Genomic DNA, 26,998 nt, shown 5'->3' with positions numbered 1-26,998 from the left:
TCTACTGCTTTAGTAACCCTGCATCGTCTGATTCAATTCATCCGCTAATTCCGCAACCTTCGAGCCAACCTCACCAATTTCCTGGAGAATTTGAATGAAGTTCAGCATTTCCTGGTTGTTACGTTCGTTCTGTTCTTTATTGGTTAAGCTCGATGCCAGAATATCTTCGAAATTCTGGATCGTTTCTTGTACATATTCATTTACAGTCAGCGATTTAGCGTTAATCGCATTGATACGTCCTACCAAATCTTCAATATGGTCTGTCGTCGAATGGATCATAGTGGTAATATTGCTGGACGATGCTTTCGTTTGTTCAGCGAGCTTTCGTACCTCAGAAGCTACTACAGAAAAACCCTTACCGTGTTCGCCTGCTCTTGCTGCTTCAATCGCTGCATTTAGCGCAAGGAGGTTGGTTTGTTCAGCAATCTCCGTAATGACTGCCACAATGTCACCAATCTCTCTGGAGTTCGCTTCTAAGGAACTGAATTTAGTTTTGATCTCGTTGACACTAGAAGTTAAGGAATTTGTTTCTTCCATGACCTGATCAAGTTGCTTTCTACCTTTTTCAGAGGTCTCTTGTGTGGCATTTGACGATGCAAGACCTTTATTTAAGTCTTGCTGGATACTTCCGGATCGGTCAACGGCATCTTCTACTGACGCGCCGACTTCTTCCGACATGCCGGCTAATTCTTCTGTAATAGAGCCTATCGAGTGCTTAACACCTTGCTTTGCCTGGTTTTCTTTATCAGCAGCTGCTTCTTGCTGCAGTTCTTGCAAAGCAGAGAGACATAGCTGTAATTCCAGATTGAGAATTTTGCTTACTACTTTCGTTGCGAGAGATAAACTTTCTACATCTTCTTTATATACCTCTTTTAAAATATCATAGATATGATTGGTCATGATTTGGTTCGTACATGTATACCATCTGACTTCCACACCAACCTTTAAATAATAGCTGCTAATTTTATATCGTTTCTCAGCAAATGCGTCATTAATAATACCATCGAAAAAGCTGATCACATAGTTATAACAGCCATCTAAGTCAATGCCGATTGTTGTCATATCCACTACTTTTCGAATTCCTTCCGAAGCATGATAATAAATAGGATTATAGATTTCCTCGATATGCTCCTGGATCAGTGGTTGAAGTGTTCTTGCTACTGCTAGATCTTCTAGCGTCAGGTCAATAATCTCCATTTGTTCGAGCAAATGATTATCCCTTTGAATGTCTATTTTTACGTGCGGTCTTTCTTTTTCTGCTGTTTCTAATAATGTGGTTGTTTTTTGTTTTTTGGTAAAAATACTCATCATAAACTCCTTCAATTACATAATCTTCTATATATGATTATCGGAAAAAAGGAGTATTTCTAAATAGTCATGTAAATTTTTCTAATATTTGGATTTATTCTCTAGTGTCGTCTTCGTTAGAAATAGAGTGATAATAAGTATTAACTCAAAACCATTAGTAATGGCCGAACTATTGATGGGGATCTTTACTATGCTCCCCATGGCCATGAGCAATACACCAGCAAACATCCATGGCCAATGTCGGCGCATCCATATGACCAAACCGGTAATCAATAGAACCATTGTAACGATTAAAATCATAAGGGGTGGACCATTGGAGTCCTCTATTGGTGCATAACGTAATACCCCATACTCCCATTGCGGCTGTAAGGATAGATGGAGCACTTCAAATCGAATCTCAAACAGTATTAAACAGATCGTAACAGCAAGGAAGGCAACAAACAAAATTGTCCTGAGCCTTCCCTTTATTTGCAAAATGCCAAAACAGTATAGCACCAGTGTTGGCGTAAACAATGCATGACTCCAATAGCGCAGGAGGTTTAAGTTTTCTAATATAGGTCCTTCTCCAATAAATTTCCCAAGCGCTATGACGGCATTATCGAACACAAGACCAACCATAACCAGGAATAAAAAAGAGCACCATGACCAAATACGGGCAGTGGGTGTATATAGCAAACCGTAGATGAATAAGGCGGCATATATAACGGTATATAAAAGATAGACGTAACTATCCATATTATCTCTCCTTGCTAGAAAGTATTATTGGTCATCTAACCAATTTAATAGTACTTCGGAGATGATATCTTGCTGCTTGGATACTGTAATAGAGGCTTGTTCATCCCCTTTTTGGGGGCCATAAATGCCAAATTGAGCATGATTACCACCTTCTATCTCAACCATTTTTGTTTCTTTCGATAATAAATCCCTTGTTTCATTGATTTGTTCTAAGGTGGTTAAGCCATCGTTTTCTGCATAAATAGATAACATGGGTACTGATGTATCCGAGAAATCAGTACTATTTGCAGGATACGATCCGAGAAAAAAGATACCAGTAATGATATCCGGATTTTCATCTGCAAACTTCGCCGCTGCAACACCACCCAATGAATGGCCGCCTATAAACCAATCATCAATAGCGGGGTATTGCTCAACGACATCTGTAGCTTTATTTGTTTCTAGGATCGGGAAATTTAGTCGTACTTTAGGTATGGCAACGAAATAGCCCTTATTCGATAGTGTTTCACCATAGTAACTGTATGCTTCCGGTTCTACCTTTGCACCAGGGTATATAATGATCCCTTTACTTGCTTCCTGAGAGATGGGTTCAAAAACCAGCCAATCTCCATCATATTGCAAGGAAGCGGTGTCCACGAGTTCATCAAGTGTTTCAGAAGGTGAATAGGTTTGCTGGGACCAATAATAAAAAACGGACATACCTGCAATAACTAATAAGGCTAGCAAAATTAGAATTATTTTTAACCATTTTTTTATATAAAATCTCTCTCTTCATTTTCATTGTATGAGTTTATCTACTATTATATTATGACTAAAAGAAGCAAAAGAAAAGAAAAACGCGATATCATTGGCACTTTCGGTATGATATCGCGTTACTTATACGGAGTTGTTTACTTAAAGTATACGGTCTTGGGCGTATCCAGCTCATCGTCATTTAATAATCTGATTTCACTTGGTGTCATCTTCAGTACGATTAGCTCCGGATCATCTTTCGATTTAAAAAAACTCTTATCCTGCTTTTCCCAGAGCCAGTCGATCGTTTCCTGGTCTTCCACGATCTCTGCTTTTCCTGTGTATTCCACAAAACGATGATTTTTCGTTTCTTCGTATCCTAACAGAATATGCACATGTGGATTGCTTTCGATTTCATCCACTTTGAAAGAATCTTTACTTGTCTTGGTATATAATACCTCTTCATCATTATAGAACATCATATAACGACTGTTTGGCAAGTTGTTATATGATGTGGAAAGAACCCCCACTTTCGAAACATTCAGGACATCCTTGATTGTTTTTATTGCTTTTTCTTTACTCATACCTATCACCTCTTTAAGGAGTATTCCCTTAAAAGCAGAAGAAAAAACAATACTATAATTATTCATTTTGCTTATAGAGTATCAGCCTTTAACATTTAAATTTAATTAATATATTGAAATCTTCGCTAAAATAATAGAACAATAATACCAAGGAAAAAGAGCCGCTGTATTTCCACTAACTTCCTATTCAATATATAAAAAATATGTCGAAATATATATTAAAGGCAATAATTTATATTTGGAAGGGGAAATTATGTTAAAACTACTAAAAAAGCAAACCGTTAGAAAAAAATTGATGACAACCTCATTATTGTTATTGATTCTGCCATTGGTGATATTAGGGTATCTAACCTTCAATCAAAGCCAGCAAGCATTAAATGAGCTTGGTGAAACCAACTTAAAGAATAGTGTTGTGTTAACGTTGGAGATGATAGAATCGCTAAATAAAGAAGTCGAACAAGGAAATTTAGAGCTTGAAGAGGCACAGGAACAAGTGAAAGAATCTATTTTAGGTGAAATGCAGGGGGATGGAACCAGACCGATTAACACGGATATTGACCTGGGAGAAAATGGCTATATATTTATAACGGATGAAGAGGCCACTATGCTTGCCCATCCAAGTTTGGAAGGGCAAAATTTTTGGGAGTCACAGGATTCGACCGGTAATTTCTTTACACAGGAATATACGGAAAAGGCGTTAAATGGTGGTGGGTATACGTATTATGAATGGCCACTGCCGAATGATGAAAACCAGCTGGAGGAGAAAGTAGTTTATTCCGCTTATGACGAAAATTGGGGATGGGTTGTAAGTTCGAGTACTTATTTAATGGATTTTAATGCACCAGCGAATACATTACTCTATCAAATCATTTTTGTTACGGTATTATTTATTATTATTGGCATTATCCTAACTTGGCTTTTCTCCAACAGTATTACCAAACCTTTAACATTGGTTACCAAACGGATGCGTGAATTGTCAGACGGAAATTTATCTAACGATCCGGTTCACGTAAAAACAAAGGATGAATTAAAGACATTAGCGACAGAGATGAATCATATGCAGGACAATATACACAGTATGATTACAAATATATCGCAAGCTTCTGTTTCATTAAGCGATCAAAGCAATGCATTAACTAACTCTTCCAATGAGGTAAAAGAAGGTTCTGAGCAGGTAACAACCACTATGCAGGAATTAGCATCAGGTGCGGAAGTGCAGGCAGATCATGTAAGTACGTTGTCAGAAATGATGGAAAGCTTCAAAGATATTGTAGTAGAAACGAACCAAGAAGGACTGAATGTTGGCAATGCATCTAGGGAAGTATTAGATCAAGCTGAATCAGGAAGCGGCTTAATGCAATCATCTGCTAATCAGATGAAGAAAATAGATGACATTGTAAAAGGTGCCGTAGAAAAAGTAAGAAGTTTAGATGCACAATCACAAGAAATTGGCAGGTTAGTAGCAGTGATTCATGATATTGCGGAACAAACCAATTTATTAGCATTAAACGCTGCAATTGAGGCAGCAAGAGCTGGAGAGCAAGGAAAAGGGTTCGCCGTGGTAGCAGATGAAGTTCGCAAGTTAGCGGAGCAAGTTTCGGAATCTGTGTCAGATATCACTGGCATTGTATCGAGAATTCAATCGGAATCAACCGGGGTTTCCGATTCACTTGAAGAAGGGTACCAGGAAGTAGAAAAAGGGACCTCCCAAATTCTTATGACACAAGACACTTTTACTGAAATTAATGATTCTGTAAAAGATATGGCAGATCGTATGGAAAATATATCAAATAATTTAGCGGATGTTTCGAATCGAACCGAGGAAATGAATGAGTCAATTCAAGAAATAGCATCTACTGCTGAAGAGTCCGCGGCTGGTATTGAAGAAACCTCAGCTTCAGCAGAGCAATCAAGCAGTTCAATGGAAGAAGTGTCAAATCAAGCAAGAAAACTGGACGGCTTATCGACAGAATTAAAAAATATCGTTCACCGTTTTCAATTAAAGAAATAAGGAGAAAGCTCGTTCCTATCATAAGGGTACGAGCTTTTTTTGTACGGTAGGAAAGCATAAAATTTTAGCAATGAAGATGCACGACGCAGTGAAAATTTAGAATGTACCAAGTATAAGAAAATATAAAAGTAAAGTCATAGAAGTAAACATGCTAAACATGATTGATGGGTGCTTATAATATGGATTATGTCAACTAACACAGTGGTAACTTTGAAATGTTTCATATGCTGGGAGACCGATCCGGCCAACCACTCCGCGTCCTGCATGTCCCGCGGGAGTATCCGTGGTTGGTCTACGTCCTAGTATTGGTTCTACAACTGACGCAAGAGGTAGCATTTTGGGCAGTCTCCACCGATTTCATCATTCACTGTAACATTGCTTAAAATCCTTACTTTTAGCTGTTACAAATGCTGTAGCACTCCCCTAAAGCTCCTAAAAATTGCTTCGTTTCCAGTGGGCGTACGTCAATAGTTGTTGGAGTGAAGTGTCTACTTTTTTATAGAAAAGAAGAAACGAAGCTATTGATAGAGTATGTTAGGCATCTACGTCAAGAAGGCATATTTTTATTGTGGAATTATTTGGAATAAAACAGACTATAGTACGGATTGTGGTAAAATGTGTAAATTATTTCATGGCTGTATGTGAGATGCGGTTAATGGTCGAAAGAGGGGAGCATTCGATCAAAAACGCCCTGTATCGTTTAGCGAGAAAGGGACCAAAAGTGGGTAGCAGACACCAGAGATTTGTATCGTTTAGCGAGAAAGGAACCAAAGGTGGGTAGCAGTCATCAGAGATTTGTATCGTTTGGCGAGAAAGGGACCAAAAGTGGGTAGCAGTCATCAGAGATTTGTATCGTTTAGCGAGAAAGGGACCAAAAGTGGGTAGCAGTCATCAGAGATTTGTATCGTTTAGCGAGAAAGGGACCAAAAGTGGGTAGCAGTCACCAGAGATTTGTATCGTTTAGCGAGAAAGGGACCAAAAGTGGGTAGCAGTCATCAGAGATTTGTATCGTTTAGCGAGAAAGGAACCAAAAGTGGGATGCAGCGCAACAAAATTTGTAGTGCTCAAAAAGAAAGAAGACAAATACTGGTGTTTCCCGACTGTTTTTGTTTCCTTAAAAAGTCTGTACCATAACGCAGCCCGGCACATAGACTCCTACAGGGCAAAAAGTGGCTGGTAAAGGTGTCCCGGCATATGAATCATTTCAAAATGACCGATATGTGCCACTTAACATAATCCATATTACAGGTAGTTGTATATTATTTTGTTAGTTAAGACCGGGCTGGTTATGCCCGGTTTTTCTAACATCCTATGAAAACATAAAATTTTATCACAGAAGGTATTTTTCAGTACCTGGGAGCGATAAGCGAGTTTTTGTTTAGTTTTTGGCATAGGTTATCCCTAATTCATAAGCCTGTTCCAACCAACTCTCTTACATATCCTGGCTTAACATCAATTGTTTCATAAAGAAGTTCAAACCTCGAACTAGGAATGCCGCAGTAATCAGCTAACGCGACATTAAAGTAATGTTCCATCATTTGATCGTATTTCCTTTTCGTAAAACGCTCTATCGGTGCCCCTGCCAAACTGAACCATAACACATGCTGATGATGAAGTTTATTGGGTCCATAGGCGAATCCATAGTTCCATACACGATCAATATATCCCTTTAACATCGCTGGCATACTCCACCACCAAAGCGGAAAAATGAAGGCAAGCGCATCATAATTTTTCAGTCTTTCCATCTCTTTCTCCACTTCAGGAGTAAAGGCCTGTTGATTAGCGGACCACACCGGTTCATCTGCTTCGTATAGAATGGGATTGAAATCGCTGCGGTACAAATCAACGATCTCTGTTTCATGACCTGCATTACGCAGGCCTTCGATAAACTGATAAGCTACCTTGAAGGTTAGCGAATCTTCCCTGGGATGAGTAACGATGGTTAATACTTTCATATTGAAGCTCCTTCCTTTTGTTGTAGCGTACCTTTAGTTTATAATACATATACCGTTCAGTAAAATTGATATTTTAGATATATTAGTTCGATAAAAATGATAATAAGGAGGTTCGAAATGGAACTGCGGCATCTGATAACGTTTAGAACAATCGTGGAAAAAGGTGGCTTTAAAAAAGCAGCAGATGCGTTAGGTTATGCGCAATCATCTGTTACCGGTCATATCAGGGAATTAGAAGAAGAGTTAGGACACCCTTTATTTGATCGGTTAGGTCGAAGTATATCATTAACACAAGCTGGAAGGAGTTTTTTCCCTTACGCATTGGAAATCATTAAATTGTATGCACAGTCTAAAGAGGTGATCCATGCATCCAATGAGCCATCAGGTCAACTAATCATTGGTGCAAGTGAATCGGTTATGATTCATTGGCTGCCAGCTATCATGATGGAGCTTATGGAACAATATCCGAAAGTAGAATTAATCTTAAAGTCTATAGATTATGATAACTTGTTCACGCAATTAAAGAATGGTGACATAGATGTTGCTATTTTAGTGGAATTATCCAATTGGAATAGAGATGATTTGAATATAGCTAAAATAAGAGACGAAAAACTATCATTGGTACAAAGTACAAATAGAGGAAATAATCCTCATGCTAACAGGATGCTAGTTACAGAATTAGCTTGCAGCTGGCGTCCAGCAATAGATGAATATCTACATGGGATCGGGAATAACGCTATGCCTGTGATTGAATTACCTAGTATCGAGGCAATTAAAAAATGCATCTTATGCGGAATGGGGCAATCGATGCTGCCTCATTTTGTGATCAAAGATGAAATAGAAAATGGTTTAGTAGAAGAAAAGCGGCTAAATGTAAACGCTCAATCATTAAGTCTTTACGCTGTGATGCATAAAGATAAATGGATTTCACCAAATTTAAAAGTGTTTTTGCAAGAAGTTAATGATAATGGATCTTTTGACACAGTATCTCCTTGATATTAATTCGAAAGTAGTCATTTAAGTAATCACGATTGGTAATAAACATCTAAGTTTACCTTTATTAAACATTTTCACTGGATTTTTGACGGTGTTTTTCTTTACAATAGATAGTTAGAAGTAGATAACAACTATATACCAACAGTGATAACAGTTTAATAGAAAAGAGACAGAAAAAATCTAGGGAGGTAATAAAATGAAAAGCACTGGAATTGTGAGAAAGATTGATGAATTGGGAAGAGTCGTACTGCCAAAAGAATTAAGAAAATCATTGAACATTCAAGAAAAGGATCCGATTGAGATCTTTGTGGATCAGGAAAGAATTATCTTGCGAAAGTATTCATCGGCATCAGCATGTATGGTTACAGGTGAGGTCACGGATGATAATTTCACTCTCTTTGATGGGAAAGTCACGCTTAGTCCAGAAGGTGCCAAACAGATCGTTGAAGAATTACAACAAGTGAATAAGTAGTGTATAGCATGTACACATGTAACAGGAGTGGGCTTGTCAAGAAAAGTGTGTAAGTTATTCTAAATACTTTAATACACGATCCTTTAGATGGTCATGAATTAACAACTGGTTCATCACCATGGCCCATTGCTGAATATGGCCACCTTTCCATTTATCTTCTAATTCTTTCGTTCGTAAATATAGTACTTTTAATAGGGCATTCTCGTCTGGGAATGCTCCTTTTTGGGTAACTTTACGATAGCTTGAGTGAACACTTTCTACGGCATTTGTTGTATACATGATTTTACGAATCGCACTACCGTAATCAAAAAGCTGTTCTACATGAGAGAAATGGCGCTTCCAGACATCAATGGCTCCAGGGTAAGAAGACCATTGTTGTTGAAAGTTTTCAAAGGCGCTGCGACAAGCTTTTAGGCTGGATGCGGCATATACTTTTCGTAAAGCAGCTGTGAAGGGTTTGTAATCCTTACTTGGTACATATTTAAGGGAATTTCGAATAAGGTGAACGATACATCGTTGGACCGTTACGGATGGGAATATGACACGAGCACCTTCTTCTAGACCAGTTACGCCATCGATAGAGAGAAAGAAAATATCTTCTACTCCTCTCGATTTAATCTCATCAAAGATTTGCATCCATTTATGCTTACTTTCCGTTTCATTAAGCCATAAACCTAGTATCTCTTTCTTGCCTTCGATGGTGTATCCAAGCATGGTATAGACTGCGTATTTCTTCGTTTCATAATCATTACGAACAGTCGCGTAAAGGCAGTCCACAAAGACAAAAGGATAACAAGGCTGTAAGGGTCTTGTTTGCCATTCTTCTAATTCTGTCAGTACATGGTCCGTCATGTTAGATACCATTTCATGAGACACAGAAAATCCATAAATATCTTCAATAGTAGAGGATATATCCCTCTGAGACATACCACGGGCGTACATGGCAATGACTTTGTTTTCAATGGCGGAGACATCTCGCTGACGTTTGGGAATGACTTGTGGTTCGAATGAGCCGTCTCGATCTCTTGGCACTTCTAATTCTACTTCTCCAGTGGATGTTTTGATGGTTTTCTTTCCATATCCATTCCGTCTGTTTACCGTGCTTTTTTGCCCTTTTTCATTGGAGGAATATCCTAAGTGATGGTCCATTTCACCTTTTAACATCGTCTCAAACATAGGTCCAAATATGTCTTTTAGTGCATGTTGCATATCTTCTACTGTTTCAGGTTGATACTGTTCAATGATCTTGTTAGCTAATTCTACGGAGTTAGGATCTCTTTTCGGTTTCCCCATGTAAAACCCCCCTTTAGCTTTATACTTATTATTCTAACAAACAAAAAACTGTGTGAGTAAGAAACCGTACGCATTTCTTACTTACACAGTTTATATTACACTCCCACTGATGTTTTCTAGCCTCTTTTTCCTCAGAGGCTTGCACTACCGGTTCATCCCACGGGTGATTCGGGTAAATCCCCTCTTCGATGACCTTCCTCAACAATGCTTCGTCTCTTGGAATAGAAAATTCAATACGAATGGAAGTAAGCGTCGTTTTCTCCCCCGCTGCTCCTTTAGCAGGAACAGACCCCTCTGATGGAACAAACTGCTCCATACCATCTCTCGACTGCCACATAACATTTCTGTAATTTCCGACTGTCAACTCATTGACAGACAGAATGCCCTCCACCACTCGATCAACATATGCTGGTACGACATATGTTTTGACGCGATAAACTTCTACTAACTTCATGACAGACCTCCGTATTATATATGTTAGCTATCCACTACCTTCATTATGCCCATTATTACTTTCTTTGAAAACTTGATCGATATCTTTCTGCAATACCTACCATTCTTTTTTAAATTTTTCATAGAGAATATAGTATCTTACAAACAAAACGTGTAAAATAATGGAATGAAAACCTGCTAAAAGGAGGGCTAAAATTGGTTCGAATTTTATACATAGAAGATGAAAAAGAGATAGGCAGCTGGGTAACGGAGGACTTGACGGAAAGAGGCTATGATGTGACTTGGCTGGAGTCAGGCGATCAGCTGGAATCATACATAGAAGATAGTGATATTGCTATTTTAGATATTATGCTACCTGGATTAGACGGCTTTTCGATTGGCAAGCGGATTAAACAGAAAGCACAGGACTTACCAATTTTGATGCTTTCGGCGCGTTCTGCAGTAGAGGATAAAATAGAAGGACTCAGTTTTGCTGATGATTATTTAACGAAACCTTTCCATCCGGAGGAATTATCTGCACGTGTGGAAGTTTTGCTCAGAAGATTTCAAAAGAATGAGGATACCTTATACATTGGACACTTACACATTGATACAAAATCGATGATGATTATGAATCAGAATAATGATAAAGAAATAAAATTGACGGGCAAACAATTCCATTTGTTTCACTTTTTCATTCGCCACCTTAATCAAATTCTTACAAAAGAACAGCTCTATGAAGGCGTTTGGGGTGAGCCATATCTAGAAGGTGATAAAACATTAATGGTCCATATACGCTATCTGCGTGAAAAATTAGAAGTAAATCCTGCTCATCCAACCATTATTGAAACAATACGTGGCATTGGCTATCGGGTGAAACGATGAAAACATTTTTCCGATCTTTACTAGCTAAGTATATGATGATTATTATTCTGGCCATCTCGCTCGTACAAATCGGCTATCTATTTATTGCGCTTTTTATCACAGGTGTATCGAATACGATGGATTCCCCCTATACAGAGGAAGAAACAGATTTGGAAAAATTAGAGGAGGCTTGGCATCAGGAAGCGAGCCATTTAAATGATATTTCCAGCAATAATATCGCCGCACATTTTGCTAAATGGAAAGATCAATACCCTGATGCTGCCATGTTCTGGGTAGATGGACAAGGAAAACTCCGTGAGCAATTGGACGTAAGTGAAGATCTGCCAAATCAATGGAACTCCTCTTATACAGCAAAATTTATTAAAGAAAGATATGATGACGATCCGTTCACCGTCATTGCATTCATTGGCAATGATCAGTCCAACGGTTTTATCGTTTTTGAGATCAATAGGGCCGTTTTACAACCCCCTGCACAACTAGCTAATGATCGATATGGTGTCTATTTACTTGCAGGCATAGCTTTATTAATCCTTTTATTTATCTGTATCTCCTTTCTTTTCTTCAGAGGCATTAGAAAAAGATTATTACAATTACAAGAAGCAATGGAAATACGAGATGTCGATGGTCTCCCGATACAAATTGATGTAAAAAAGAAGGATGAAATTGGCCAGCTGGAACAAACCTTTAATCAAATGGTGGACGAACTACGAGACAGCAGAGAACGTGAACAAGAAGAGGAACGATTGCGCCAGGAGTTAATTGCTAATTTATCTCACGATCTGAGAACTCCATTAACCAAAATAAATGCACAAACGTTCAAGCTAGCAAAGAAAGACTTACCAAAGGATGCTGTCGAGTCGTTGAAAACACTGAAATCTTCGGTAGCCAATATAGATCGGTTAATAGAAAATTTAATGTCCTATACTTTGTTAATGGCGAGTAAGTATAAGCTCGACCTGCAAGAAATAGACATTGTTCGGTTTACACGGGAGTGCATCGCTTCCTGGTATCCCGTTTTTGAAAAGGAAGACTTTGACATAGAGGCTGACATCCAGGATTTTGAGAATAACAGATGGCTGGTAGATCCGATTTGGTTAAACCGAATCTATGATAATCTCTTTCAGAATGTGTTACGACATGCCAAACATGGAAAATACGTAGCCATTCGCTTGGAATCAGCGGATAATTATGATGCCATCGTTATTTCAGACCACGGAAAAGGGATGATAGAAGACTCCGAGCAGCAAGGTGCCGGCATCGGTTTATCCATCGTAGATAAGATGGTGAAAGGCATGGATCTGGAATGGGACATTGATTCAAATGAACAAGGAACAACCATTAAAATCAAGCGTTACAAATAAGCTGAGGTATAACAAAGCTACACTCAATGCGGAGACTCACGTGGGACGTGCAGGTGCTGAAGATCCACTTTGTGAAGCGTTCTTCTTTACAAAGTTAGCTTCAGCCGTGCCCCACAGGACGCGGAGTGGTTGGCCGGAGCGGTATCATAACACTAAGAACATTTCAAAATGGTCTCAAGGTTTAGGAGCACACATCCTGTTACTTCGCAGTTTATACATACAGCATAAGAAAGCCGAACGTAACAGAATGTTCTCTGACACTCCATGTTACGTTCGGCTTATATTTTACCTAAAATTATTTATCCAGCGCTTTTTTTTAAACAAAATTTAAACTTCCGCCTAACTTGCTTTTAACCTTCCTTATATAAGATAGATAGGGAGGTGAGGATAATGGAATATATAGTAAACACAACTAATTTAACAAAGAAATTTGGTAAAGAAAAAGCGGTGGAAGGCTTGGATATGAAAATACCAAAGGGTGAAATTTATGGGTTTCTAGGACCAAATGGAGCAGGAAAAACGACGACCATCCGTATGCTCCTTGGGTTGATGAAACCAACATCCGGATCGGTTCAAATTTTTCAAAAGGACCTGAGAAAAGAACGCATCAGTATCTTATCACGAGTAGGATCATTAGTAGAAAATCCGTCCTATTATCCACATTTAACGGCATATGAGAACTTAGAATCCTGGCGAAAAATTCTAGGTGCACCTAAATCGAGAATCAAAGAAGTGTTAGCGATTGTTCGTTTATCCGATGTGGCTAATAAAAAGGTAAAAGGATTTTCACTAGGAATGAAGCAACGCTTAGGAATAGCTGCTGCCCTACTTAATAATCCAGAGCTGCTAATCTTGGACGAACCGACGAATGGGCTTGATCCATCCGGGATTATTGAAATCCGTCAATTAATTAAACAATTACCTGCTGAGCATGGGATGACCGTGTTAATTTCCAGTCACTTATTATCCGAAATAGACCAAATGGCAACAACTGTTGGAATCGTAACAAAAGGTAAGATGATTTTTCAGGATTCAATCGAGGTAATGCGCAAGCTTGCCAAACAAAAAATCTCCATCAAGGTTAGTAATAGTAAGGACGCTTGCCGCTATTTACTTGCGAAAGGCATCAAAGCAGACTATCAAGATGATCTTATTTTCTTATCGGAATACTCCGATGAACACGTTGCGGAGGCGATACGCTTTCTCGTTCATAAGGATATCTCGATTTATCGAGTAGAGGAAGAAAAACGATCACTCGAAGAGATCTTCCTGCAAATGACAAGGGAGGAGCAAGCGGGATGATAAAAAAATTATTAAGCGTAGAGTTTTTGAAAATCAAACGGAAAGGCTTTTGGTTTTTAACTTTTTTAGGTCCATTTGGTGTCATAGCACTGCAAATGGTGAATTACGGTGTGCGAAAAGATTATTTATTACAGCAAAGTGAAGACGATTGGCAATACTTTCTGATGAATACTTCGGTATTTATACCGCTTGCGCTCGTATTAGGGGTTGCCATCCTGACATCGTTTATGACAAGCATTGAAAATGAGACAAATGCCTGGAAGCAGCTGATTGCTCTCCCCATTTCGAAGCTAAGCGTCTATTTAGCAAAATTCACTGTATTATCAAGCTTGTTATTCGTATCATCTATACTATTAATGGCATTCACACTTTCCTATGGGATGTTTTTAGATTTAGGCGATATTCCTTTTGTTGATATATGGAAACATAGTATCTATCCATTTTTTGCTGTTTTACCTGTATTGGCGTTACAGCTTTGGATAGCAACGGTGAGTCAAAATCAGGGGATTCCGATCACAACCGGTATTTTAGGAGTGATTTTTGCCTATTCCTCCTTCACACTGCCAGACTGGATGATATGGAAATGGCCTTCCTTAACAAATCAGTGGGATCAGCCCCTTATTAATGTAGGACTTGGCATTGGTGTAGGGTGTTTATTATATCTGATTGGCATGCTTGACTTTGCCAGAAGGGACGTGAAATAATGCTTCCACTGTTACAGACGGAATGGTTTAAACTGCGAAAATCAAACATATTATCGATATTGTTAGTTGGTCCGCTTGTAGGATTGCTTATTGGATTAACAGCAAATATGGAGATAGCAGGGGTGCCAAATGAATGGCATCTGACTTTCATGATGATGAACCTGACGTATGCCTTATTATTTTTACCATTAATTTTAGGGGTACTAGCCAGCGTTATTTGCCGTTACGAGCACCAGGCTGGAGGCTGGAAGCAACTATTAGCCTTACCGGTAACAAGAGGAAGAGTGTTCGTGGCAAAATATCTTCTGCTTATGCTGCTCGTTATGATCATACAGCTGCTGTATCTTGGCTCGTTGTATGCAGTTGGAGTGATCCAAGGCTTTACCGATCCCTTTCCACTGGATATTTTATGGAAAAGTATTCTTGGCGGATGGGTGGCAACGTTACCTCTTGTCGCCTTACAATTATGGATGTCAATCTGGTTCAAGAGCTTCGCTGCACCTTTTGCCGTCAATGTTGTATTTACACTGCCAGCAATTCTGGCGGTTAATTCAGAACGATTCGGCCCGTTCTATCCATGGGCACAGCCATTTTCGATGATGTATGTAGGTGGCAGTACGAAGGATATATTTTTTGTTCCATGGGATCAATTATTAACGGTTGTCGGTGGAAGCTTTTTGTTATTTTTCATTGGAGGCTATGTTTATTTTAATCGAAAAGCTGTATAAAATATTTAGTCTATTCATCACGGATAAATCCTCGGCTCATTCTGAGGATTTATCTGGTAAAAATGATAGCTGGTAGTCAATTGGCGAGCATATAATTGCTTGCGCGTATCAGATTCCTTATGTAAGGAACAAAAGCGCAGAGCGCCGTTAAAAAACGTAGCGACTGGAACGAATCAACTGAGATAAAGGAATCACGGTGAGCAAGTGATGTCGATGATGACTTTCGCCCAAGGGCATAAGGGCGACTAGGCCTCTGGTTATCACCAATCGGCAAGTCTTCTTTATCGTAGGGCGATTCGTGAAGTCGCCTAGTTTTTGGCGCTCGGAGCTGGACGTCGCTCGATGCAGGATTTCAAATCATCCACAGTCCAACATTTTATAATTTCCTAAACAATTAAAAAGCCAACCCTGCCACAGAGTTGGCCAAATCTGAAGGAATGTCTTTAAAATTAGCTTCCGTATTCTAAAAGATATCTAGTTGAATCAGAAGGGCCAATAGAATTTGCAACAGTACTTGTAGGGAAATAGCTACATCTGTATCCAGCGTGCTAATTTCAACGTTCTTAGAGCCTTCAATTAAGATTTTTTGCTGATTGACTTGATTAATTTCTGCTTGTTGCAATAATTCTTGTGTAACTAGTTCCGCACGATCATTATCAGCGATTGTAATGTTTACCACAAGGGCAATTGCAACTTGTAAGGCGGCTTGAATAGATACAGCTACTTGCGTATCAGTAGAGGTGATATTCACATCACATGAATCTCTAACTTCAATTACCTCAAATGAACCTTGGAGATTTTGGAAGTTTTGTTCAGCAGTGTTCTCGATGGCAGCGGAATTATTGGAACCCCCACAACCATAAAATTCATTGATTACTCTTTCTCGCTTTCTTTTTTTACTCATTATCTACCACTCTCCTTTTTATTGATTTTTTTCATCAATTCACGGATAGGGCTTTCTACAGACTCCGCACCTTTTTTCACTGATTCTTGTTTATTATTAGAAACAAAATCATTAACAAGTGAGTCTAAGTTTTTGGCGATATTTTTTAATTCGTCTCTTTGCTCGTCTGAAAGTTTATTTATAACAGACTCATCATTTGTTATATTGTGCTTCTGAAACACATTTCTTACAGTAAATCCTGCTATGCTTTTTGATAACTGATTCAGCTCTTTATTCATACTTTCCAAGCTTTTTCCCCCTTTCCACTACCTTTCACTACTTACTATATTAAAAAATAAGCATTCGGATTGGACTTGCTCCCAATCTATTTAAAAAAAGGTAGATGTCTTGATATATTTGTCTCTATTGGATGACAGCTGTTCCTTAGATAAAGAGCAAATAACTAAACACGGGTAAGAAAGCTTGCTATCTAGTGTATTTGTAGCCTGGAATAGATTAGGGGGTTAATAGCGAACGTGCTGAGCTATATGATAATAGAGCTATGATAAGCGTATTAATCACCACTCCCTCATTAGGCGAATACGATGATTATGGTTAAAAAAGTGAACGGAGGAGTGATAGTAATGCCGATTGTTAATGGGACGTCATTTATTTATACAGTTCAACAAGGGGATACGTTATATTCCATCGCCACCAGTATAGGTGGAACTGTTCCTTTACTCGTGGAAGCAAATGCGATCTACCCACCAGTGACAGATCCTTATCTGATTTACCCCGGTCAATTATTAGTTACCTCAACACCTGGCAACAGACAGGTGAATCACATTGTTAGCAATGGAGAAACATTAAATCAAATTAGCAGGCGGTATGCAACAAGTGTTGACTTAATCCAAGGAATCAATCATCAGGTCGAGAATCCAGATCTTATTTATCCTAATCAGGTTCTTCAAGTTCCCGCTCTTATTTATGTCATAGAACACGGGGATACGTTAAATACAATTGCTTATCGCTTTGGTGTTTCATTATCCACACTGCTTGAAGCCAATCGTCAACGTCCGGGCATCTCACCTGACGTGATTTATCCTGGCTACCAGCTAATCATCCCTCTCCCTACTTCCAATAACATCGCTGTATTTCAACCGCTCCCAGGAACCGTTGTTCAGGAAGGACAGATGCTTGAAGGTATTGCGCGTGCATTTGAAGGAACCATTCTCTATCAAATAGTCGATCAAAATGGCCAACTGGTAAAAAGGGAGACAGCCATACAAACGTCAGCAGGTGCACCAGCATACGGAACATTCTCCACTGCCATTGCCTTTGATCTGCAACCGACTGCCGAAGCTGGAGAGTTGTGGGTTTATACTCGTAGTCCACGGGATGGAAGTATGCAAGATTTAGTGCAGATACGGATTGGGCTTTAAGAATTAGCATATATAAAAGACAGGTGGAGTTACCTGTCTTTTGGTTATTAAATAGTAAGCTTTAGTTTTAGTTGATTTCACGATTTTATTTTAACTTTTTTTGAGTCTAGATTTTCTTTAATTAGCGTTCTTAACATGTCTATTTCATCCATTGAAGTAAAGAAACTATTGGGTAAGATGATTGCCTTGTTTTTAGAAATATACAATCGAAACATATCATAATTTTCTTTTACTACATATATATCACTCCACTCATATAAAGTATTGGATCTTCTTACTTTCTGGTGTATTCCTTCATTATTTATGACATAACTGCTTTCTATCTGAATTAACTGGTCCGTTTTGAACTCTTTACGAACCTTCCTATTCAATAAAGGAATAGCCATCAGCATTATTACACCTAATGTTACGAGCGATAAGATCATAGCAATCGGGTACACCATTATCCAACTACCTGAAATAGCACTAGCCCAGTAAAAAACAAAAAATAAAAAGACCAAAGCAAAATAAATGAACAGAAATTTTCTCCTATGATAACTATTATGTCTTTTGAAATCTTCATACGTTAACGTTCCAGCAACCGTAATCTCATCCTTTGCCTCCACTTTTTTTATCCCCTTTAAAGTATCTATTAAAAATAATCCTGCACTAGTAATTGTAAAAGCTTATAAGTGACATATACAAATTCATGATAAAAACTTCCAAAAATACAGTTCCCATGCATTCGTAAAGTAAATCACTGTTCCTTATGTCAACTGCTGCTCCGCAAACGATCGATACAAAGCGTGATTCGCCAACAGCTCCTGATGTGTTCCTTTCCCGGTAATCTCACCATTCTCAATAAAAATAATTTGATCAGCATGCACAATGGTGGATAAACGATGGGCAATAACGAAGGTTGTTCTCCCTTCCATCAGACGATGCAGAGCTTTTTGTACCACTTGTTCTGATTGGCTGTCCAAGCTTGCTGTTGCCTCGTCCAGTAATAACAGCTTCGGATTACGCAAGAAGGCGCGTGCGATATTAATTCTCTGGCGTTGTCCACCTGACAGCTTTGTCCCTCTTTCGCCCACCTCAGTATCTAATCCTTTCGGGAGCCCTTTAATAAATTGCTCGGCATATGCCATTTTAGCAACTTGCCAAAGCGCTTCATTGGTTACCTTATCTGCATTCTCCAAGCCATAGGTTAAGTTCTCACGCACCGTCCCAGACATCATCGAACTCTCTTGAGATACATAACCGAGCTGTGAACGCCAGGAGCGCATCGATAAGGAAGCGATCGACTGATCTCCAACTACTATCTGACCTTTCGTAGGGTTATAGTAACGCTCAATTAAGCCGAAGACGGTTGTTTTTCCTCCACCACTAGGCCCTGCAAAGGCAATCATTTCTCCCGAAGCAGCGGAAAAAGAAACACCTTTTATCACTTGTTCACCTTCCTGATAAGAGAAATCGACGTTCTCAAAGGTTACAGGCAAACCCTCAATAGAACGATCCACTCCCTGCTGACTTTCTTCCACATCTTCTTCGAGAATTTCGATAATGCGACCTGTCGCCCCTTTTGCTTTTTGAAGTTCAGTAAAGAACATCGCGAACGTCGTGATCGGAAAAACAATTTGGAATAAATAAAGCAGGAATGCTACCAATGAACCAGTTGACATCGATCCTTCCTCTACTCGAATTCCGCCATATGCTATGATCACCACAATAACAAACATGACAATCATGTACATAAATGGTCCAACAACGGCAAATATGCGCGCTTCCTTCAAGCCTGTTTGCAGTAAAGCAAGGATACCTTTATTCCCTTTTTCCAGCTCTATCCCTTCCGCCGTTGAAGACTTCATCAGTTTAATTTCACTGACAGTCTGCTGGATTTTCCCTTGAAAAGTTGCTGTCTGATCCTGCAGTTTTCGGGATACCTTAGACATACTGGAACCTAGAGGCACCATTACCAGTACGGTTATCGGAACGGCTACTAACATGATTAATGTCATGCGCCAATCCATAATAAACAAAATTATGACCGCACCTATAATCGAAATCAAGCCAGATATAAACTGTGGAAAATGCTGTGACACAAGGTTTTTGACAATACCGGTATCATTTATAACACGACTGACGGACTCGCCGCTCGGCTGCTGGTCAAAATACCGGACAGGTAAACGAATCAGCTTCGTCCAAATCACTTCACGCAAGCCAGCTACTACCTTCTGCCCTACATAAGCGAGCGCATAGGCAGATAAGCCATCCACCAATGCATGTAAAATAAATATGCCGACAATGATGGCAATAAAGCCGATACTGATCGAGGCAAACGAGAAGCCATCGACTAATTCTCTTGTCAGCAAGGGAATCGTTAAACCGACCAGGGTGGTTAGCACACTGCCTGCTAAACCGAGAATTAAAATAAACTTTGGTAACTTTAATGAAAACATTAGCTGTAGAAAAGCTTTGACCGATTGATTTTTCATAAATGAATATCTCCTTATGATTCTCTATTATTATATTGTTCTATGACATTTCCTAACCAGGCTTCTTCTTTCTTCGTTAATGGAATATAGAACAGTTTATCCATCTCGTCTAGGTATTGATCGATTTTCGCTTGATTCTCTTTTTGCCCAAGATCCATCTTAAAGATTTGTTCTAATTCCTGATAGCTTTGCAGATCTAACTTTTCCAGCAGGTAGTTAATAAAATACTCGAGCATCGCCTCTACTTCAGGATCGTCAGCAGGCTTACCAGACAAACACTTCACCTCTTTGAAAAATTGAAGCAGCTTCCGCTCCCATTCCATCTTCTCCGTTATCGTAGCATCAAAAAGCTTCGACAATATGTCATCCTTCATAATCGGCTTAGCCATTTCTTTCTGCTGTTTCTCTGATTGCATCCCTGATATTAAACTAAATAACAGATGACTGTTAATTTCCTGCTCCTGCTCCATCAGATAGGTAGTTCGTTGAATGGCTTCCAATGCGATGTCGATCCTTTCTCTTTCCTCTTTTAGCTTAGCCTCTTGAAGCTGTAACGTATCCTTAAAACGTATATCTAAATTATCTGCTTGTATATACGATTTGATTTCCTTTAATGGAAGACCGAGAAATTTCATGGTAACAATGTGATGTAATCGAATGGCATCGTTCTTATCAAAAGTACGGTGACCCGTCGTTCGATCACGCCTGGGATTCATGAGCCCCTTTTCCTCATAATAATGCAAGGTCCGAATCGAAACGCCGGTATATGCCGCAAATTCACTAACAGTAAAGGATTCTGTCTCCATCACTCCTGCCCCTTTCCAATGGTTATCATCATCATATCACCTAACGTTACGTGAGGCGCAAGGAAATGTGGTAAAAAACGATTTAATTTTTGGTATCAAAAGGAAATGTTTTTCTTTAAATTGGGAATGATGAATAGTATTGTAAAGGAAACTGGATATTTGGGAGGAACGAAACATGCACGATTTAGATCTACATCATATTTTTCAACTTGGACTTATATTAGTGATGATTGCCGCTGGTATAACAGCGATCGCCAAAAAATTTAAACAGCCTTACCCGATTGCGCTTGTGATCGTAGGAGCTATTATTGGGCTGATTAACATTCCTGTATTAGAACCATTAAAGGATTTTATTACCGAAGGGGAAGTCTTTAATTTTGTGATTATTACGTTGTTCTTGCCTGCTTTATTAGGGGAAGCAGCGTTAAAACTGCCGATTTCCCATCTGAACGATAATAAGAAGCCGATTCTCGCCTTGGCATTTGGCGGGACCTTTTTATCATTTATTATCATCGGTTTCTCATCAATGTGGTTTTTACAATTTTCCATTCCTGCAGCCTTTGTATTCGCGGCATTGATGAGTGCGACAGATCCGGTCAGCGTCTTGTCCATTTTTAAAAGCGTAGGAGTGAAAAAGAGGCTGGCTACTGTTATTGAAGGGGAAAGTTTATTTAATGACGGGTTGGCAGTCGTCTTATTTAATATATCCGCTTTTTCATTAATTTCCTATCTTGATCTTGGCCTTTTAGGTGCAGGTTACGGCATTTGGGAATTTGTTAAAGTGGTCGCATTAGGTCTGATGATCGGGGCTCTATTAGGCTATGGATTTTCCCGTCTGACAAAATATTTTGATGATTATCCGTTGGAGATCATCTTCAGTATTATTCTCTTTTACGGTGCTTTCTTACTCGCGGAAAGCGTTCATGCTTCAGGGGTTATTGCGGTTGTAGTTGCTGCGCTGATCTTCGGAAATTATGGTTCCAAAATTGGCATGAGTCCAGCAACCAAATTGAATATTAGTAACTTTTGGGATGTGGCGACATTGCTTGCCAATTCCCTCGTCTTTTTAATGGTCGGGCTAGAAATCACCAGAATCAACGTTGCAGAAAACTGGGGATTAATTTTCGTCGCGATTTTGATCGTGCTGGTTGCTCGAAGTCTTGCGGTTTACAGCAGTCTTTTCTTTATCCGAAACATCCCGCTTTCCTGGAAACATATTCTCAACTGGGGTGGCTTGAAAGGTTCTTTATCGATTGCGCTCGTGCTTAGTCTTCCGAGGGATTTTGAAGGTCGTGAAGAAATTTTACTGCTCGCTTTTAGTGTCGTATTATTCTCCCTTGTCGTACAAGGACTTTCAATCAAACCGCTTATTTCCTGGTTAGGTGTCAACAAAAAAGACAAAGGCTATCAGGAATATGAATCATTGATTGCACGTGCCCACCAGCTTGAAACAGGTATTCAGGAAATCATTAAAGTTAAAAAGAACCTGTTCGTTACGGAGATGGTAGCGAAAAGTATTATTGAGGAATACGAGCAGCAACGGACCGCCTTGCAAGAGGAAATTGACGAGCTTTTTGAGAAGCACCCGGAACTTCGGAAAAAACAAGAAGTCGCCTTATTAAAGCATTCGCTCTATGCCCAGCATGAAGCCATTGGCCATTTGTTACGGGAAGAGATCATTTCCAGTGAAGTCGCGGAAAAAGAGCGGGACTTGATCACGAACAAAATTGTAGAATTAGAAGATAAGCATTAATTTGTAAATAGCAAGAATGTCGCGGCGGCGGAGATTTGAGTAGAGGACTGTGCCGTTGCATGGAGGGGTTTTCAGGTGGAATGTAGTTTGAATGATGGCCACACGCATGAAGGGCGCGGAGTTTCAGGTGGATGGCAACTTGATTTATGCTCAAACGCTTGAAGTCGGTGCATCTTCAGGCGGGAGCTAACTCGAATTGTGACATAACGCTTGAAATCGGCTCTTCTTCAGGCGAAAGCTGACTCGAATCGTGACCTAACACTTGAACTTGGCACTTCTTCAGGCGGGAGCTCCCTTGAATCGTGACCTATCGCTTGAAATCGGTGCATCTTCAGGCGGGAGCTAACTCGAATTGTGATATAACGCTTGAAATCGGCTCTTCTTCAGGCGAAAGCTGACTCGAATCGTGAACTATCGCTTGAACTTGGCACTTCTTCAGGCGGGAGCTCCCTTGAATCGTGACCTATCGCTTGAAATCGGCTCTTCTTCAGGCGAAAGCTGACTCGAATCGTGACCTAACACTTGAACCGGACTCATCTTTAGGCGAAAGCTGCCTTGAATCGTGACCTATCGCTTGAACTCAGCTCATCTTCAGCCAAAAGCTAACTCGAATCATGGCCTAACGCTTAAACTCGGCTCATCTTCAGCCAAAAGCTGACTCGAATCACGGCCTCACACTTGAACCGGACTCATCTTCAGCCGGAAGGCCCTACAAATAATCCTGAAACACTCGTATACCAAACTAAAAGATAACGAAAAGGTTCGCCACTTATCATTTGGTGACTTGTTGAACATCCTCTATAATGATGATAACTGGTTGAATGGAGGATACAGCACATGCAGATAAAATTAAAAGAAAAAATCATCAAAGAAATGTGTGGCTCTATCTCCTTCAAGAAAGGATCGACTTTTTGGAAGACGGACAAAGTGACGTTTCAAACCTATACAGAAGACCGTTGCGAAGCAATTGTGAAAGGGACAGAGAATTTTCATGTCACGATTCAGAAAGAAGAAAAGGGTACGTTTCTGACAGCCTGTACCTGTATCACTTTGCCTTCTTTTAAGCATGATTGTCAGCATATTGCAGCGGTCTTGTTAGCGATAATGGAGCATCAGCAACATGGAACAACACCGATAGTGGAGACAGATGCTTCAGCGCTCACCGAAGGGCTGAAGTCTATTTTCAATACGAACCCGGTACGATCGAGCGGTCATCAGTATCACTTTGAGAATCGCCAAGTACTCCATTTAATTTTCACTTGTAAGCCTGTTTTCATCGATAAGGGACAATATATGCTCGGGATCGAAATCAACATCGGTCCGATTAAAGTGGATGATATCAGACAGTTTCTGCAAAAGGTGCAGGAACGGACTCCGATCCCGTTATCCAAATCCTTTACATATGACCCGGAGCTTCATTGTTTTCCAGTCGAGACAGACGCGGTGCTTCAACAGCTTCTGCAAATAAACGAGGATGAGCAAACCTTTTTGCCAGGTCCTAATAAGTCTCAGCAATTGCTGATTCCTCCATCCTCTTTTGATCGGCTGATTGCTTCCCTGACAAGAGCGCCGTTGGTGAAGTTAGAATATGACGGGAATACCTATGAAGCGATTCACTGGTCTGAACAAAGGCTGCCGCTCCGGTTTGATTTTGAGGATGCGACTGGTGGAGACTATTTGTTACAAATTTACGGTCTCCAGCGCTTAATCATCATGAATGCCTATCGAATAGTTATGTATGAAGGAAAACTGATTCAAATGGCAGTCGAGCAAAACGAACAACTCTCGAATCTTGTTCAGCTGTTAGATGCTTCTGGAACCAATCAAATTCCGATTCCTCAAGATCAAATTGATTATTTCATGGAGCAGATCGTACCCGGTTTAAGAAAATTAGGTACGGTCCAATTATCAAGCGAGTTAAAAGAACAATTCGACAAAACACCATTAGTTGCCAAGCTTTACTTGGATCGAGTGAAAAATCGCCTGCTTGCCGGATTGGAATTTCATTATGAATCAATCATGATTAATCCCTTGGAGGATCGCGAAATGGATCAGCATCCAACACTAATAAGGGATCGGAAGAAAGAGAGCGACATACTGCAGCTAATGGAAGACAGTTCTTTTGCAAAAACAGAGGGTGGCTATTTCTTACATAATGAAGAGCTGGAGTATGAGTTCCTGCAGCATGTTATTCCGAAACTGGAACCGCTCGTTCAATTATACGCAACGACAGCTGTTCGCAACCGGATTTTCAAAGAGAATACCCGACCGAAGATAAGGGTCGCATTCAAGAAGGAACGGACCAACTGGCTGGAATTCAAATTCGAAATGGAAGGCTTGTATGAAAATCAGGTTCGCGAGGTGCTCCAAGCGCTAGAGGAAAAACGGAAGTACTACCGTTTGCGTAATGGCACCCTTCTTTCATTGGAAACCCGCGAGTTTGAAGAAATCAAACGTTTTCTGGAGGCAGAGCCGGTCCAGGAGGAAGATCTCGAGAGCGGCTTACAAGTCCCTTTTCTCCAGGGGCTCCGACTAATGGATAGCTTGACGGATAGCAATACGTTCACGATAGAGGAATCTTTCCGGCAATTTTTACAAAAAATCGAACAGCCTGCTGAAGAGGATTTTGCTGTGCCAGAAGAACTGTCTCCCATATTGCGAGACTACCAGAAGCATGGCTACCGCTGGATGAAAACAATCGCCAGCTACGGATTCGGTGGCATTTTGGCCGATGATATGGGATTAGGGAAAACCTTGCAAAGCATTGCTTATATGGTATCCGAACTGCAAACTATCCGGAAGCAGAATCAGCCAATTCTGGTCGTTTGCCCATCATCATTGACATACAATTGGTTGAACGAATTGAATAAATTCAGCCCCGGATTACAAGCCGTAATTGTAGATGGTAAAAAAGCAGACCGAATCACTTTACAGAAAAGCGCCATGGACCATGATGTGCTGATTACTTCCTATCCGCTTTTACTGAAGGACATACAGTGGTATGAGAAGCAGTCTTTTCACACGGCATTTTTTGATGAGGCACAGGCATTTAAAAATCCTTTTACTCAGACCGCTAGAACGGTGAAAAAAATACAAGCCGATCACCGATTCGCTCTTACTGGCACACCTGTAGAGAATGCGTTGGAAGAACTTTGGTCGATCTTCCATGTTGTTTTTCCAGAGCTTCTACTTGGCCTCAAGGAATTCAGTAAACTGACAAGGAAAAAGATTTCGCGCAGGATCCAGCCCTTTTTGCTTCGAAGGCTGAAAGAAGATGTGCTAGAAGAGCTCCCAGAAAAAATGGAAATGACAGAAGCGATCGAATTACTTCCTGATCAGAAGCAGCTCTATGCAGCCTACCTGGCAAAACTAAGAGAAGAAACGTTCAAGCACCTGGATAAGGATACGCTTCGCAAGAACCGCATCAAAATACTTGCCGGCTTAACTCGATTACGGCAAATCTGCTGTCACCCCTCCTTGTTTGTGGATGGTTATAAAGGAAGCTCCGCGAAATTTGAGCAGTTACTGCGGATTGTAGAAGAAGCGAGACTTTCTGGCAGAAGGGTATTAATTTTTTCACAGTTTACCAGTATGCTGAAGCTGATCGCCAAGGAATTAGCCTATCAGGGAAGACCTTTCTTTTATCTGGATGGACAAACTCCTGCAGAGGAACGAGTGGAGATTTGTAATCTGTTTAATGCAGGCGAACGAGACCTCTTTCTGATTTCGTTAAAAGCAGGTGGAACCGGGCTCAATTTAACAGGAGCTGATACCGTAATCCTGTATGATATCTGGTGGAACCCTGCCGTAGAGGAGCAAGCAGCCGATCGCGCCCACCGAATCGGACAGACAAAGGATGTACAGGTCATTAAGCTGATTGCCCGCGGGACCATTGAAGAAAAAATCAATGAACTGCAAGAGAAGAAGCGGGATTTAATTGCTGAGATTATTGAATCTGGACAACAAGACGCAACAACCAGTCTTACGGATGAGGATATTCGGGAGATATTGATGGTGTAGGTGAATTTTTGTTTTATAATTGAATAAAAGTTTACGATTATAACGGATAAATCTTTTCCTGTCTGGTGAGATTTATCCGTTATTACTTCTGCCCTTGACACTCCCTACACCCAGTTATAATA

22 protein-coding genes and 1 pseudogene are annotated in these 26,998 nt (G+C 40.0%); 11 read left to right on the top strand and 12 right to left on the bottom strand.

Translation table 11 applies throughout. The features are described 5' to 3' along the window. Positions 1-9 precede the first annotated feature (9 nt). The 4 genes from MUN88_RS06320 to MUN88_RS06305 form a co-directional block, all read right to left on the bottom strand. Positions 10-1,311, bottom strand: coding sequence for a globin-coupled sensor protein (locus MUN88_RS06320; protein ID WP_305852494.1), 1,302 nt, complete (start codon positions 1,309-1,311; stop codon positions 10-12). 78 nt (positions 1,312-1,389) lie between these two features. Continuing rightward, on the bottom strand, positions 1,390-2,043 hold the full coding sequence (locus MUN88_RS06315) for a hypothetical protein (RefSeq protein ID WP_244722294.1): 654 nt from the start codon (positions 2,041-2,043) through the stop codon (positions 1,390-1,392). Positions 2,044-2,067: 24 nt separating this feature from the next. Continuing rightward, on the bottom strand, positions 2,068-2,769 hold the full coding sequence (locus tag MUN88_RS06310; protein ID WP_369809946.1) for an alpha/beta hydrolase: 702 nt from the start codon (positions 2,767-2,769) through the stop codon (positions 2,068-2,070). A 164-nt stretch (positions 2,770-2,933) separates the two neighbouring features. Next, positions 2,934-3,359: a pyridoxamine 5'-phosphate oxidase family protein gene (locus MUN88_RS06305; RefSeq protein WP_244722293.1), complete on the bottom strand. Its 426-nt coding sequence runs from the start codon at positions 3,357-3,359 to the stop codon at positions 2,934-2,936. A gap of 253 nt (positions 3,360-3,612) precedes the next feature. On the opposite strand from MUN88_RS06305, the gene MUN88_RS06300 reads away from it, so the two are divergent. Beyond that, a complete protein-coding gene (locus tag MUN88_RS06300) occupies positions 3,613-5,370 on the top strand; it encodes a methyl-accepting chemotaxis protein (protein WP_244722291.1) in 1,758 nt (585 codons plus the stop codon). A 1,378-nt stretch (positions 5,371-6,748) separates the two neighbouring features. Here the strand turns inward: MUN88_RS06300 and MUN88_RS06295 are convergent. Beyond that, positions 6,749-7,325: pseudogene (locus tag MUN88_RS06295) on the bottom strand (NAD(P)H oxidoreductase). A gap of 117 nt (positions 7,326-7,442) precedes the next feature. Here MUN88_RS06295 and MUN88_RS06290 point away from each other — a divergent pair. Together MUN88_RS06290 and MUN88_RS06285 are read left to right on the top strand one after the other, a co-directional pair. Next, entirely contained in the window at positions 7,443-8,321 is an 879-nt protein-coding gene (locus MUN88_RS06290) for a LysR family transcriptional regulator (RefSeq protein ID WP_244722289.1), read from the top strand. A gap of 196 nt (positions 8,322-8,517) precedes the next feature. Then, positions 8,518-8,793, top strand: coding sequence for an AbrB/MazE/SpoVT family DNA-binding domain-containing protein (locus MUN88_RS06285; RefSeq protein WP_244722287.1), 276 nt, complete (start codon positions 8,518-8,520; stop codon positions 8,791-8,793). Between the two features lie 54 nt (positions 8,794-8,847). Here the strand turns inward: MUN88_RS06285 and MUN88_RS06280 are convergent, their stop codons facing one another. Together MUN88_RS06280 and MUN88_RS06275 are read right to left on the bottom strand one after the other, a co-directional pair. After that, entirely contained in the window at positions 8,848-10,086 is a 1,239-nt protein-coding gene (locus MUN88_RS06280) for an IS256 family transposase (protein ID WP_244719327.1), read from the bottom strand. A gap of 28 nt (positions 10,087-10,114) precedes the next feature. Continuing rightward, positions 10,115-10,540: a YqfO family protein gene (locus tag MUN88_RS06275; protein WP_244722285.1), complete on the bottom strand. Its 426-nt coding sequence runs from the start codon at positions 10,538-10,540 to the stop codon at positions 10,115-10,117. A gap of 194 nt (positions 10,541-10,734) precedes the next feature. Between MUN88_RS06275 and MUN88_RS06270 the strand changes: the two genes are divergently transcribed. The 5 genes from MUN88_RS06270 to MUN88_RS06250 all read left to right on the top strand — a co-directional run bounded on the left by MUN88_RS06270 (position 10,735) and on the right by MUN88_RS06250 (position 15,498). Then, positions 10,735-11,403 carry a response regulator transcription factor gene (locus MUN88_RS06270; protein ID WP_244722282.1) on the top strand — a complete coding sequence of 223 codons (669 nt, stop codon included), beginning with the start codon at positions 10,735-10,737 and terminating at the stop codon, positions 11,401-11,403. Then, positions 11,400-12,764, top strand: coding sequence for a sensor histidine kinase (locus tag MUN88_RS06265; RefSeq protein WP_244722279.1), 1,365 nt, complete (start codon positions 11,400-11,402; stop codon positions 12,762-12,764). The genes MUN88_RS06270 and MUN88_RS06265 overlap by 4 nt, the downstream gene beginning before the upstream one ends. A 390-nt stretch (positions 12,765-13,154) precedes the next feature. Continuing rightward, positions 13,155-14,066 carry an ABC transporter ATP-binding protein gene (locus tag MUN88_RS06260; RefSeq protein WP_244722277.1) on the top strand — a complete coding sequence of 304 codons (912 nt, stop codon included), beginning with the start codon at positions 13,155-13,157 and terminating at the stop codon, positions 14,064-14,066. Then, on the top strand, positions 14,063-14,770 hold the full coding sequence (locus MUN88_RS06255; protein WP_244722275.1) for an ABC transporter permease: 708 nt from the start codon (positions 14,063-14,065) through the stop codon (positions 14,768-14,770). Before MUN88_RS06260 ends, MUN88_RS06255 begins: the two co-directional genes overlap by 4 nt. Further along, the gene (locus MUN88_RS06250; RefSeq protein ID WP_244722274.1) at positions 14,770-15,498 is read left to right on the top strand and encodes an ABC transporter permease; all 729 of its coding nucleotides are present in this window, start codon (positions 14,770-14,772) and stop codon (positions 15,496-15,498) included. The genes MUN88_RS06255 and MUN88_RS06250 overlap by 1 nt, the downstream gene beginning before the upstream one ends. Before the next feature lie 463 nt (positions 15,499-15,961). On the opposite strand, the gene MUN88_RS06245 is transcribed toward MUN88_RS06250, so the two are convergent. Together MUN88_RS06245 and MUN88_RS06240 are read right to left on the bottom strand one after the other, a co-directional pair. Next, positions 15,962-16,402, bottom strand: coding sequence for a spore coat protein (locus tag MUN88_RS06245; protein WP_244722269.1), 441 nt, complete (start codon positions 16,400-16,402; stop codon positions 15,962-15,964). Further along, a complete protein-coding gene (locus MUN88_RS06240; protein ID WP_244722265.1) occupies positions 16,402-16,689 on the bottom strand; it encodes a hypothetical protein in 288 nt (95 codons plus the stop codon). Before MUN88_RS06240 ends, MUN88_RS06245 begins: the two co-directional genes overlap by 1 nt. A gap of 336 nt (positions 16,690-17,025) precedes the next feature. Here MUN88_RS06240 and MUN88_RS06235 point away from each other — a divergent pair, with 336 nt between their 5' ends. Beyond that, positions 17,026-17,823, top strand: coding sequence for a LysM peptidoglycan-binding domain-containing protein (locus MUN88_RS06235; protein ID WP_244722263.1), 798 nt, complete (start codon positions 17,026-17,028; stop codon positions 17,821-17,823). A 77-nt stretch (positions 17,824-17,900) separates the two neighbouring features. Here MUN88_RS06235 and MUN88_RS06230 read toward each other — a convergent pair whose 3' ends face one another. The 3 genes from MUN88_RS06230 to MUN88_RS06220 all read right to left on the bottom strand — a co-directional run bounded on the left by MUN88_RS06230 (position 17,901) and on the right by MUN88_RS06220 (position 21,103). Further along, complete coding sequence (locus MUN88_RS06230) at positions 17,901-18,428, bottom strand: YcxB family protein (protein ID WP_244722261.1); 528 nt, start codon at positions 18,426-18,428, stop codon at positions 17,901-17,903. Between the two features lie 141 nt (positions 18,429-18,569). Then, positions 18,570-20,297 (bottom strand): ABC transporter ATP-binding protein, encoded by a 1,728-nt coding sequence (locus MUN88_RS06225; RefSeq protein WP_244722259.1) that lies wholly within the window; start codon positions 20,295-20,297, stop codon positions 18,570-18,572. 14 nt (positions 20,298-20,311) lie between these two features. Then, complete coding sequence (locus tag MUN88_RS06220) at positions 20,312-21,103, bottom strand: MerR family transcriptional regulator (RefSeq protein ID WP_244722258.1); 792 nt, start codon at positions 21,101-21,103, stop codon at positions 20,312-20,314. Positions 21,104-21,278: 175 nt separating this feature from the next. On the opposite strand from MUN88_RS06220, the gene MUN88_RS06215 reads away from it, so the two are divergent. Both MUN88_RS06215 and MUN88_RS06210 read left to right on the top strand, forming a co-directional pair. Continuing rightward, positions 21,279-22,856 carry a cation:proton antiporter gene (locus tag MUN88_RS06215; protein ID WP_244722257.1) on the top strand — a complete coding sequence of 526 codons (1,578 nt, stop codon included), beginning with the start codon at positions 21,279-21,281 and terminating at the stop codon, positions 22,854-22,856. An 837-nt stretch (positions 22,857-23,693) separates the two neighbouring features. Continuing rightward, the gene (locus tag MUN88_RS06210) at positions 23,694-26,876 is read left to right on the top strand and encodes a DEAD/DEAH box helicase (RefSeq protein ID WP_244722256.1); all 3,183 of its coding nucleotides are present in this window, start codon (positions 23,694-23,696) and stop codon (positions 26,874-26,876) included. Positions 26,877-26,998 lie beyond the last annotated feature (122 nt).

The organism is Gracilibacillus caseinilyticus, from assembly GCF_022919115.1.
Classification (GTDB): Bacteria; Bacillota; Bacilli; order Bacillales; family Amphibacillaceae; genus Gracilibacillus; species Gracilibacillus caseinilyticus.
Note: the sequence above shows the minus strand (reverse complement) of the source record. Positions and strands in the feature narration are given on the sequence as shown.